This is a genomic window from Vibrio sp. 2-Bac 85 (assembly GCF_037546705.1).
Taxonomy (GTDB): domain Bacteria; phylum Pseudomonadota; class Gammaproteobacteria; order Enterobacterales; family Psychromonadaceae; genus Psychromonas.
In genome coordinates this window covers 106,989-119,589 of the sequence record NZ_JALAAB010000012.1, presented here as the reverse complement: position 1 = coordinate 119,589, position 12,601 = coordinate 106,989, and the positions used below count along the sequence as shown (strand labels likewise).

General features: G+C 39.5%; 7 protein-coding genes. All 7 read right to left on the bottom strand.

Features of this window, described 5'->3' with window-relative positions; genetic code table 11:
- Window positions 1-48 precede the first annotated feature (48 nt).
- The 7 genes from MT390_RS13335 to MT390_RS13305 all read right to left on the bottom strand — a co-directional run bounded on the left by MT390_RS13335 (window position 49) and on the right by MT390_RS13305 (window position 12,296).
- Window positions 49-2,181 (bottom strand): 3-hydroxyacyl-CoA dehydrogenase NAD-binding domain-containing protein, encoded by a 2,133-nt coding sequence (locus MT390_RS13335; RefSeq protein ID WP_499441618.1) that lies wholly within the window; start codon window positions 2,179-2,181, stop codon window positions 49-51.
- A complete protein-coding gene (locus MT390_RS13330) occupies window positions 2,181-3,470 on the bottom strand; it encodes a thiolase family protein (RefSeq protein WP_499441616.1) in 1,290 nt (429 codons plus the stop codon). Before MT390_RS13330 ends, MT390_RS13335 begins: the two co-directional genes overlap by 1 nt.
- A gap of 402 nt (window positions 3,471-3,872) precedes the next feature.
- Complete coding sequence (locus MT390_RS13325) at window positions 3,873-5,075, bottom strand: class I SAM-dependent methyltransferase (RefSeq protein WP_499441614.1); 1,203 nt, start codon at window positions 5,073-5,075, stop codon at window positions 3,873-3,875.
- A gap of 191 nt (window positions 5,076-5,266) precedes the next feature.
- A complete protein-coding gene (locus MT390_RS13320) occupies window positions 5,267-6,973 on the bottom strand; it encodes a SulP family inorganic anion transporter (RefSeq protein WP_299667079.1) in 1,707 nt (568 codons plus the stop codon).
- Between the two features lie 222 nt (window positions 6,974-7,195).
- Entirely contained in the window at window positions 7,196-10,306 is a 3,111-nt protein-coding gene (locus MT390_RS13315; protein ID WP_499441612.1) for an efflux RND transporter permease subunit, read from the bottom strand.
- On the bottom strand, window positions 10,303-11,637 hold the full coding sequence (locus tag MT390_RS13310) for an efflux RND transporter periplasmic adaptor subunit (RefSeq protein ID WP_499441610.1): 1,335 nt from the start codon (window positions 11,635-11,637) through the stop codon (window positions 10,303-10,305). Before MT390_RS13310 ends, MT390_RS13315 begins: the two co-directional genes overlap by 4 nt.
- Window positions 11,637-12,296, bottom strand: coding sequence for a TetR/AcrR family transcriptional regulator (locus tag MT390_RS13305; protein ID WP_499441608.1), 660 nt, complete (start codon window positions 12,294-12,296; stop codon window positions 11,637-11,639). Before MT390_RS13305 ends, MT390_RS13310 begins: the two co-directional genes overlap by 1 nt.
- Window positions 12,297-12,601 lie beyond the last annotated feature (305 nt).

The following is a 12,601-nucleotide window of genomic DNA, read 5'->3' as shown; positions in this document are numbered from 1 at the left end:
AATCGTTTCTCTACTTAAACTTATAATATATTCCAACATTAAATAAACTTAATGATAGAAACCATGCCCCTGTTCGACACATTTCAACAGATAAGGAGCAACTTCGTAACGGTTCCCTACTTGTTGGTGTAATTTCTGTAAGCGTTTCACCACTTCGTCACAACCAATGCTATCTGCCCAACGGCATAAACCGCCTCGCCATGCTGGAAAGCCAGTTCCCATTATCATGGCCAGATCTAATTGCCCCGCATTAGTAACGATATCTTCATCAAGGCATCGAGCGGCTTCATTGACCATCACCAGCATCAAACGGTCAATTATATCTTGATCGCTAAAGTCTTTACTGTCAGCAACACAATCTGCTTGATACAATAATTCATTAACTTCTACCTGTTTATTTTTATAATGATAAAAACCTCGCCCACCCTTTTTACCCGATAATTTCAACTTATCGTGTATATGTTCCAGTACAGGGGCAACCGTCATCCGCTCACCAAAACCGGCTTGTAAAATTGCAGCGACTTTATAACCAACGTCAATGCCCACTTCATCGGCTAATTGGAAGGGGCCCATCGGCATACCAAAACTATTAATCGCCAAATCCACCTTTTCAATATCTGCACCTTCTTGTAATAAATAAGCGGCTTCATTTAAGTAAGGTAATAAAATACGATTAACCAGAAACCCCGGGCAATCGCCAACCACTATCGGTACTTTTCCCCACGCCTTACTAATAGCAATCGCTTTGGCAATTGTTTGCTCACTGGTTTGCTGGCCTTTCACAATTTCTACTAACGGCATTCGATTAACTGGGTTAAAAAAGTGCATACCACAAAACTGCTCAGGGCGAGTTAACACCGAAGCCATCTCAGTGATCGATAGCGCCGAAGTATTAGAACAAAGCAAACTATCTTCAGGTAGCTCAGCCTCAGCCTCTTGTAAGACCTGTTTTTTAACGGACATCACTTCAACAACAGCTTCAATGGCAACTTGTGCCCGATTAAAGCCGGTAAACTGTAACGATCCACCAATCCGATTCATTGCATAGTCAATCGCACCTTGCTTAATGCGGCGTTGCTTTTGTAACTGACTAAAATAGCTGGCAGCTTGCTGATAACCCAGTTCAATAGATGCCCAGTTAATATCTTTAACGCGAACCGATAAACCTTTATAACTCATTAACCAAGCGATGCCCCCTCCCATCACGCCAGCACCGATCACTGCACCTGAAGTAGGTAATTCTACATCTTGTGGATAACTCTCAGATTGCTCTTTTTTAACTTGTTCATTGAGAAAAAATAAACCGATAAGATGTTTACAGATAACTGTTGATGCTAAATCTGAAAAAGCGGCTAATTCTCGTTTTAAACCTTCTTCAAAACTACAATTGTTACGATACACATCAAGTACTGCGAGTGGTGCAGGATAAAATCCTTTGCTTGTTTTCATTACATTCTGTTGCGCTTTCTTCAGGATCAATAAGCGAGCAGGATGCGTCTGCATCGCAAAGGTAGTTACTTTTTGTAAGGCACTTTTAGGTTGCCTTCTTTTTAATAGGCTTGCTTGAAAGGATTTCTGTTTGAGGTTTTCTAAGAACTGTTCAACTTGCACATTAAATTGCGCAGATGAAAACACTTGATCAACAAGTTTTATACGATACGCCTTTTCTGCACTAACTAACTTACCCGGTAGTATAATTGCCAGAGCTTCGGGTAACCCTATCAAACGAGGTAAACGTTGCGTGCCCCCCCAACCTGGAATAATGCCTAATTTAACTTCAGGTAAGCCTATTTTAGTTTTCGGGTTATCTGAGGCTAAACGAAAATCACAGGCTAAAGCTAACTCACAACCACCACCAGCACAGGCACCATCGATAATTGCAATCGTTGTTTGTGGTAAGGCATCGAGCCGATTAAAAATTTCTTGTCCTAAATGTGCTTTTTCCTTAGCCATTTCAGGGCTATCAATTTTTTGTAGCTCTTGAATATCCGCTCCTGCGATAAAAATATTCTTTTTAGCGCTTTCAAAGCTAACAATTTGCTGTGGAGAGGATTTAATGTCTTCTAGCAAAGAATCTAGCTCTTGCATCACATCAGATGAGAGCTTATTAATCTTTTGATCTTGTAAATCAAAAGTAACGCGAATTAACCAATCATTTTTTTGTACGTGAATGTGTTTCATTACTCCACCTCCAGCGCTAATGCAGCACCTTGCCCGCCGCCAATACATAAGGTTGCTAAACCACGCTGTAACCCTTGGCGTCTAAGTTCATGTAGTAGTGTTAAAATCAAACGCCCTCCCGTCGCGCCTACTGGGTGCCCTAAGGCAATAGCGCCGCCATTAACGTTTAACTTGTTCGGGTCTAACTCACCCAATGCATGCGCTCTTTGTAAGTATTGCTGAGCAAATTCTTTACTCTCAAAGGCACATTGATTGGCAATCACTTGAGCCGCAAATGCTTCATTTAATTCAACCAAATCAAAATCAGACAGTGCCAAACCTGATTTATCTAATAATTTAGCTGTTGCATAGGCAGGGCCTAAGCCCATTCTATTTCCAGCTAATCCGGCATAGCTATAATCAGCTAAATAACCTAACGGTGTTAATCCCATTGCTTTTGCCTTCGATTCAGCCATCACAGTAAAAGCAACCGCACCATCGGTAATAGGACAGGCATTCCCAACCGTAACACTACCAGCTAGGCGGTCGAAATAAGGGCGTAACTTAGCCAAAGCAGCAAGGGTTTGATTATCACGAGGGCCATTATCTAAATGTTGTATATGTTGATACTTAGGCGCAATTGCAACGCTGATAATTTCATCAGCGAATTTGCCCGCTTGTTGCGCTTTTATCGCTTGTTGATGGCTATTTAAAGCAAATTGATCTTGTTGTTCACGCGTAATCGCGAACTCTTTAGCAAGCACCTCTGCCGTTTGCCCCATATTTAAGCCACAAACAGGATCGGTTAGGCCTTGTTCAATACCAATCACAGGCTTCAAAAAAGATAAACGAAATTGAGATAGGAGTTTGAGTTTTGCAAGCGGTGTTTTAGCAAACATCATCTGCATCATGAACTTGGTCATTTTAGGGCTATAAAGAAGTGGAACGCTAGACATAGATTCACTGCCACCAACCAATGCGCTGTCAATTTCTCCAGCCAATATTTTATTGGCAGCGGTAGTCATAGATTCCATGCCTGAGGCACAATTGCGATTGACGGTATAAGCACTAGTAGAAACAGGAAACCCACCCTGTAATGCGATGACTCGGGCAATATTCGCCGCATGACCTGGTTGAGCAACGTTGCCCATGATCACTTCATCTATATCGGCATAATCTAATACAGAATTGGCCATCACCTCGCGGACAACAACCGCCCCTAATTGATCTGCCTGCATGCCTTTGAATTCAGTGCCGGCTTTGCAGAATGGGCTACGCCAACCTTCAATAATCGCGAGTCTTTCTTTCATTAACCACCTCCAGCATTATTTCTATGCTTTAAAATAGCCATAAAAATAATAAAAATGCTTTCCTGAAGGAGTCAATAAATACCCTCAGGGCATAAAGATTAACAATTCACAGTGACTTTAAAAATGGTAAAAAGGTGAGCATGATGTTGTAAATATTAAGTATTTCATGGTCACTTGCTTATATTACATACGATCTTCAGTATAAAGGTGCTTTATTTTTGAGCAAGGCAAATACAATAAGCCCCATCGAATTCGCGAGGGGCATCGCATAAGTTACCTTTAAAAGAAGAAAAATTAGCATTAAGAGCCATAAAATACAGGAAGTTATTATATAGCTCTTATGAAATGAAATATTGAAGGTGTGTGATCATGGAAGTAAAAGGTCATGTCGCTTAACGCTATTTAACCTTGAATTAGGCTTTCATTAAGCAAACTTTCTAAACAATGATCTTTGATCCCATAATAGGTTTTTATATTAGCAATCTGAGTTAAAATTTTAGCTTGTTCTTTGGCATTGGTTGATGGCTTTTTGATCGCTAAAATCATCTTATTTTTGTTGGTATGCTCTAAACTAATAAACTCAAAGACCTTAGTAGTATAACCATTAGCCTCTAATAATAGTGCCCGTAACGAATCAGTTACCATTTCAGCTTGCTGGCCTAAATGCACACCATATTGCAACATTGGTTGAAATAATTCAGGGCTCTGCATTTGTGGACGAATCTGTTTATGGCAACATGGCGAACACATAATAATGCTAGCGTTCGCACGGATCCCATAATGAATAGCATAATCGGTAGCAACATCACAGGCATGCAATGCAATCATGACATCGGTTTGTTTAGGAGCATGGGTTTTTACATCACCACACACAAAATCCAAACCGTGATGATCTAATGTTGCCGCAGTTTGATTACATAAATCAGCTAAAGCTTGACGTAACTCCACCCCAGTAACCTGTGCATCATTTTGTAATGTATGGCGTAAATAATCATGAATAGCAAAGGTTAAGTAACCTTTGCCAGATCCAAAATCGACATCATTAAGTGGTGTGCTTGTATCCCTTGGAGAAACTTCTAATGCCTGGCTAAAAATCTCAATAAATTTATTGATTTGCTTCCACTTATTAGACATAGCAGGGATCAATTTTTGGTTTTTATCAGTGACTTTTAACGCGGTTAAAAAAGGACGCTGAATGTCTACATAACGATGTTTTTCGCGATTATGAGCAGCTGGCGTAGCTTGCATTTGCTTAGCTTTATGTTGCGATATTTTTAACTTACCTTTTTTACTAAACTCTAATTGGATTTCTGAATCTTGCAGCGTTAAATAGGCACTTTTGAAGTCATCACCCAAAAGTGCAGTAATCTCCAGTAATGCATTTTGAAGGTTATGATTTTTGGTAATATGGTTAGTTTGATGTTCATAAACAAAACTTAATACCGCTTCATTTTGCAAAGTAAGTGGTCGAATATTCAGCCTATTTAAGCTTTTATCTTGACCTCGATATTTGCTCAAGAGTAGCTTCACCACTCCATTACTCTCAAGTTGAGTTGACAGTAATTGATAAAAATCTTCAAGCGAATTAAGTACAGCAGATGACATAGCAGTTTCCGAGAAAAATAAAAAAGACAATACAAACGAGCATTCTAACAGTTAAGACGAGACCAAATCTATTACTTAGCAGATCATTTGGCTTCGCCAAACAACTAACCATCACACAGCATTGATACTGAGTGCAATTTTGTTTAAACCATCATTCACTTTGTATCAACAATAGCCTCACAGACTACTACCTAAAAGTCGACCTCTTGATCATCCAATAACGGTACTTCACCATCCGCTAAGGCTTGCAAATAAACCTGATTCATTTTCAATGCCAAATACAGATCGGGTCTAATTAAGATGCCACCAGCAGCAATCGGGATTCCCACCACATTGCACCATTTCATCATTTGCCTTTTTCGGCCAGCAATAACTAAACGGACTCCCTGTTTTTTTAAATCTCGATGTAAATCATCTAACATTGCCATCACACTCACATCAAAATGCGTGAAACAAGGCACTCCATCAATAATCAAACATTCTGTTTGTGGCTCTGTGAGTAACTGCTCTAGTACTCTACGCTTAAAGTACATGGCATTAAAATAAGTCAATGGAGAGTTAAATCTATAAATGAATACCCCTGGAATAGTTTTAGTTCGATCTGATGAATCCATGCTACGAATGATTCCATTATCGTCTAAGCCTAGTACCTGATCCGTCGGGCGCATCACCGCACGTAAAAATTGAAATAATCCTAATAAAACGGCCAGTGTAATACCGGGAATAACACCAACAAACAAGACCGCTAACAGGGTAATTAACGCCAGCACAAAGGCGGATTTATCATGCTTTCTTAATAACCATAACGCCTTGAAATCAATTAAAGAAATAGATGCTAAGATTAATACAATTCCCAATGCGGCTTCAGGGACATACTGTAATGGAGTAGTGGCAAACAAGGCCACCAGCGCAATAATTAATGCAGCAATAATCGATACTAATTGTGTTTTGCCACCATTCTCATCGTTTACAGCAGTACGAGAACTGGCACCACTGACCGCAAATCCCTGTGATAATGCAGAAGCAATATTAGCAAGACCAAGCGCTCTAAACTCTTTATCTCCATCAATATCGTAGCCATTTTTTGCAGCAAAGCTGCGTGCAGTTAACATCATGCTAACAAAGCTTACCATCGCTAGATTCAATGCAGGCATCACCAACTGACGACTAATACCTAAGTCAAAAACAGGCGCTTGAAAATCAGGTAAACCCACTTTTATTTCACCAATAGTAGCAATATTAAAATCACCAAGTTTAAATAACCACACCAATAGACCAGTACTTGCCATCGCAAATAAAGCCGCAGGCCATTGTGGCACTAAGCGTTTGATAGCAATAAACACCAGCAATGCAATCAGACTGATAGATACCGTTGGCCAATGTGCAGACAACAGATAACTGTGTCCAGACATCACCTGTTCAAGTAAATAAGTTTCGTCAAAACGTACGCCTAATACTTTAGATAGTTGCCCAACAATAATAGTAATAGCGACACCATTAATTAATCCCATTAAAATAGGTTTAGACAGGAAATCAGCAAGTACTCCGAGTTTGAAGCGACTGGCTAATAAACACCAAACACCGGTCATTGCAGTCATGGTCATCACTAATTGCCAATGCTTAACTGCGTCACCTGCAGCTAATGGCGTGACCACTGCGGCAATCACAGCACAAGTGGCTGCATCAGGTCCAATAACCAACTGTCTTGAGGTACCAAAGAGTGCATAAACCAACATCGGAAGCACACAAGAATATAATCCGACAATTGCGTTTACACCCGTTAATTGTGCATATGCGATCGCTACTGGTAATGCAACGGCGGCAACAGATAACGCAGCTCGCAGATCATCACGTAACCACTGCTTTTGGTAGGTTACGAACAATTTAGTGCCTGGCATAAATGAATATAAACGAGCTAATGTCAAACAAATGCCTCCGCGACTCTACCATTTAAATGTTATTCGGCTGATATGATTAGTTACTAGCTTGCATCATAACCGCAATTCAATGAACTGGAAATAAGGAAAAATGCAATAAAAGAATGAGAATATTAATTGAATGGATCGCTAATAATGAGTAAAGGCTTCAGGGGGAGATTACCCTCCCCGTTAATGAGCAGATCAAGTATCGCTGAGGTCTTTGTGCTTATGTACTAACCCAAAATCCGCAAGAATCGCGTACGCACTTGGAATAATAAATAACACTAATAAAGTGGAAGTGAAAATACCAAACACAATAGAAATTACAATTGGTTTCACTATTTGCGCTTGTAAACTCGTTTCCAATAACAAAGGGAGCAAACCCGCCGCAGTGGTTAACGAGGTTAAAAATACCGCTCTAAAACGATCTCGGCTAGCTTTCACCACAGCATCATAAACATCAGCATCTTGATCGATGTGATGTCGAATATATTGCACTAATAATATGGAATCATTAACCACAATACCCGCTAATGATATAAACCCTAAAATGGATGGCATAGAAAGGTTATACCCCACTAACCAATGTCCCCACAGCACACCAATTAAAGCTAATGGAATTGCTAGCATCACAACAAAGGGCTCTAAATAGCTACGGAATTGGAAACTCAAAATAGCAAATAAACCAAATAGACCAATCATAAACCCTTTTAATAATGAGCTACCGGTTTTTGCTGACTCTTTAGCCGCACCTTCAAAATCAACCTTTAAACCAGGGAATTGTTGTTGTAATTCAGGCAAATAATTAATACGCATATTACTTATCACTTCATTGCCATTGGCCTTTCTATTATCGACATCGGCCATCACTGTGACAGTACGCTGGCTATTAATACGTTGTATGCGCACATAGGAGCGATCACTTTTTAACAAAGCAACTGCACTTAATGGGATTTGTCCGCCTTGATCTAACATGATTGGGAAGTTAGCCAGTGTTTGTAAGTTACCTGCCTGTTGTTCATTCAATAAAACTTGTATGGATATGTTTTCTGAGCCCACTTGGATTTCATCGGCGGTTTGTCCGAAGTACGCTGCACGTAATTGATTGGCAATCATCTGCCCGTCTACAGCATAGTTTTCCGCGCCAGGTTTAAGGGTAATAACCACCTCTTCTTTACCCGGACGCATATCATCTAAAATACCATTGATACCCGAGAATTGGCTTAAATAACCCTGTAGAGCGACCGATGCTTGCTTTAATACGTTTAAATCTTCATGTTGCAAACGTATTTCAATATCACGACCCGCAGGCCCCATTGAAGGTTGTTTAAAAACTAAAGATAAAGGTTCTGCCAACTCGCCTGTTTGCAAACGCCAAGATTCCATAAAAGAGTTGATTAAAGTATTGCGAGTTTCAGCAGATAATAGATCTAAGCGCACCGTAGCAACATGTGCTCCCGTCTCTCCAGCATCAGCATTTGAATTATAATGTGCAGTAATATCTTTTATTAACGGTTCACTTTCCTGGTTTTCTTGCGTCGCCTGTTGCCCCACAACTTGTGCACTTTTGATTACCTTCGCAACGATTGCTTCTGTTTGTTGCAACGTTGAGCCTGGCGGTAAAATAAGTCGTGCTTCAGCGATATCGCCATCCAATGCTGGAAATGCTAAAAATTTTAATGCCCCACCAGCGACTAAGGCAAAAGAAGTTAATAGTAAACCGATCGTTATACCGATACTTAGATAACGCCAGCGCACCACAAAGGCGACTTTATTGACTAAAGTAACATTTCGAAAGTGTTCAAATTTAGCTAAAAAAACACGTTTGAATTTAAGTGTAGAGTCTACTTTTTCTGGTTTAGCTAATGAATGGTTTAGGTGATTAGGTAAAATCAAAAAAGCTTCAATTAAACTGATACTAAGTACCATGATCAATACCATTGGCACCACAGATAATACTTTCCCCATTTGACCGTCTAACCACAATAAGCTGCCAAAAATAAAAATAGTGGTCAAAAAGGAAGAGATAACGCCGGGGGCCACTTTCTTAACACCTTCTATTACTGCGTCATTAACGCTAAGTTTTTTTTCAATGTGTGCAGCAATCGATTCTGCAATCACAATGGCATCATCCATCAGGATCCCAATCGCCATTAAAAGGCCAACTAAAGACATCACATTGATAGAGACACCAAACGCACTCATCAAAAACAATCCGCCCATAAAGGAGACCGGCAACCCTGCTGATACCCAAAATGAATAATGTAATGAAAAGAATAACCACATTGATAAGAAGACCAAGATGATCCCTTGCCATCCATTTTTCAACAACATCGACAGCCTATCTTGTAACAAAGATGACATATCATTAGTCAAAGTCAGCGTGATACCTTCGGGTGCTATTTTTTGTTCCATTTCTACAAAAGCACTAACTCGTTCTTTAATACGTAACGCATCATCTGCTTTATTCTTTTTAACCTTTAAAATAGCAGCCGGTTTATCATTAAAAAGAATCTTATTGTACTCAAACTCAAAGGCATCCTGTAGCGTTGCAACATCCTTTAAACGCACCACACCACCATCACCTAGAGACGCAATGATTATGTTGCCTAAAGCCTGAGTCGTTGTTTTCCTTTGGTCAAAACGAAGTAATAACTCCTTGTCACTTAAAGACACAGTACCCGCAGGCATTTTAACATTTTGACGGCCAACTTTATCTGCAACCTCTGCCACGGTTAACCCTAAACGGCGCATATCTTGTAAATTCAGTTGCACTTTAAACTGATGATCTGAAAACCCTGAAATGCTCACCAGACTAACATCGTAGTCTAACTTTAAACGCTTTTTTAACGCTTCGGCATAAGCCTTTAAATGCGGCCAACTTACGTCTCCAGCAACAGCGATATCAACCACAGGTTCTGCCCAATCAAGCTCTTTAACAGTGGGTGGCTCTATTTGCGTAGGAAAATCTTTAATGGCATTTATTTCAGTTTGAATATCAACTAATGAGCGGCCAACATCTGCATCATCAGACATTTTAACTCTCAATGAAGCAGAGCCTTCTTGTGCATCACAGGTAACTTCTTCAATGCCACTTAATCCATCAATAGCATCTTCCATACGTAAGCATAAGCTCTCTTCCACTTCGGCGGGAGAAGCACCGGGATAAACAACACTAGCAATAATATAAGACGAAGAAAACTCAGGGAAAGTTTCACGCTTAATGTTACTAAGACTACTTAAACCAAGCACAAAAAAACTCAGCATGATCAAGTTAGCTAGCGTAGGGTGACGAGTAAAAAGTTTAATCACAGAGACGACTCCTGAACTGAGGTCGCGGCTTTTTGCGGTTCCTGTACTTTTAATGTCATCCCAGGAATTGCAGGCACTAAATCATTTAAAATTAACCATTCTCCTTCCTTTATATCCCCACTAATAGCAACACCTTGTTTATTTCTAAAATGCACTTGTACTTTACGCATCGCAAGCTGTTTATTCTCTTGCATTACATAAATGAGATCGCCATGTAATGCCTTCTCTGGGATCATAAATTGTGAAGAAGCAAAACCGTGGATATTAGCACTAACAAACATTCCCTTAGTAAGTGGAGGTTTAGCGCCTAACTGAAACTGGGCAACATCCTGCTCAACTTCTAGATAAAAACCAATCGTTGCTTGTTCAGCATTAATATTATCTGCAATACGGGTCAATTTAGCTGGCCATTGATGTTGCTTTGCAGCAATTTGTAACTCAATATTGGCTCCAAAACCAAGCTCTTCCACGTTGGGTAACGATGCTTGTGTTGGAAATGATTGAACACTACTCATGAGGATATCTGCATCTTGCAAAGAGAGTTCTGCTTTAACTTCTACAGTGCCCAACTTATATGCTTCAAATAACACGCCACCTAATGCAACTACCTGTGCATTTTCTACATCAACATTCGCAATACGTGCATCAAAGGGCAACGTAATTTGAGTGTTCAATAATTGTCTTTGAGCATCATCTAACATGGCTTGATTAACATTCAACTCTGCTAAAGCTACTTTATTATCGTCAGGCAAAAGTTTTAACGTACTGTTTAAATCTAAAACCACGTTTTTTTGTGCCAGTAAGGTTTGTTTTTGCGTTTCCAAGTCAGAATTAGAGATCAAATTCTTTTTCTTTAACGAGAGTTTGCGACGGTATTCTTGATCAATTAATTGTAACTTCTCCTGCTCAATCTCCAAACCGGCACTGATATTTTTCTGCTCTTGTTGTAAACGTGTTAACTGAGCCTTACTGGCATTAACGTTAGCGATGGCTTGGGCTTTTTTTAACTCGTATTCAAATGGATCAATCTTTAATACCAGTGTACCCGCCTTTAATAAGCGGCCAGATTCTAACCCTGGATGGCGATAAATAACCTTACCATTCACTTCAGCAATCGCTTGCCAAGTCGTTTTAGGCAGAACACGCCCAAAGGCGAGAACCAGAGGTGCAGTTGGTTGTAGTATTAATGCTTGTACCGATACTAACCGTGCTTTATCGAAATTGGGTTGAATCGTTGGTGACGATTTGAAAAAGATTGATAATGCCAAGATAATAATTCCAACTAATACACCAAGGATCGTTAAGCGTTTTTTATTACTGCTCATTTTCATTATTTATCACTCTCAATAGGATTATTTTTAGGCGTATTTAGGCAACCAAACTGTAATAATTGGGCATTTTGTTGCCCTAGCTTCAACATAAATTCAGGAGTTATTTTGATACCTATCGTATTTTTTATCCGATCAGGAATAAGGAATGGAAAAATCATCATACTGAAAAAGCTAATTTGCGCGCACAGAGGGTCTACACCGTCTTTTAATAGTCCCTGCTGCTGCATTGAAGTAAATAAATTAATGTGTTTTGGACGAAAAACTTGATCCAGTATATTTTGAAAATCGATATTTTTATCGCTGATTGGAGTTGAAGCGATTTTAAACATTAACTTAGGAAAGTCGGGGTTTTCACTCATTACGCGATAGTAAGTCATCATTAATAACTCACTACTTTTTTCATCAATATTTTGGTTTGCTTTACTTAATTGTTCGGTAACAGGGGCGGCAGTCTCTTTAAGCATCGCCATAAATAAACCCAGTTTAGATTGGAAATAATAACGAATAAGCGCACTATCTACTTGTGCTTTTTTAGCGATTTTACGAAGTGATACTTTGTCGTAGTCCTGCTCCACAAAGAGCTCCCTGGCAGACGTGATCAGCCTAGCTCGATTATCTCTATTTTCACTTGGGCGTCCTACTTTATTCACTTGCTTCATCGTAACCTTCCGTCTGCGACTCTATATTCTTCACCTGTAGAATATAATAATGCAACAGTGATGACTGAAGCTAATAAAACAATTCTCTAAAGTGAACGGTTTAGTGAATAAAAAGAGAATTAGCTATACACATCACACTTGGTTAACTATACCAGTTATGAATCGAGATGCTTTATTCAGTCGTTAGCTTGCACAGCAAGGCAAGACGTAACTAAAAACAGTGCGAATAATTAATCACGTTAATTTTCTAGGAAGGTGTAAAAAAGAGTGTCACTTTTAAATAATGGATATTAAAGATAAAGAGG

Excerpts from the sequence above, each read along its gene's own strand:
- MT390_RS13335 (WP_499441618.1), bottom strand. The coding sequence starts at position 2,181 with ATGAAACACATTCACGTACAAAAAAATGATTGGTTAATTCGCGTTACT.
- MT390_RS13330 (WP_499441616.1), bottom strand. The coding sequence starts at position 3,470 with ATGAAAGAAAGACTCGCGATTATTGAAGGTTGGCGTAGCCCATTCTGC.
- MT390_RS13325 (WP_499441614.1), bottom strand. The coding sequence starts at position 5,075 with ATGTCATCTGCTGTACTTAATTCGCTTGAAGATTTTTATCAATTACTG.
- MT390_RS13320 (WP_299667079.1), bottom strand. The coding sequence starts at position 6,973 with ATGCCAGGCACTAAATTGTTCGTAACCTACCAAAAGCAGTGGTTACGT.
- MT390_RS13310 (WP_499441610.1), bottom strand. The coding sequence starts at position 11,637 with ATGAAAATGAGCAGTAATAAAAAACGCTTAACGATCCTTGGTGTATTA.
- MT390_RS13305 (WP_499441608.1), bottom strand. The coding sequence starts at position 12,296 with ATGAAGCAAGTGAATAAAGTAGGACGCCCAAGTGAAAATAGAGATAAT.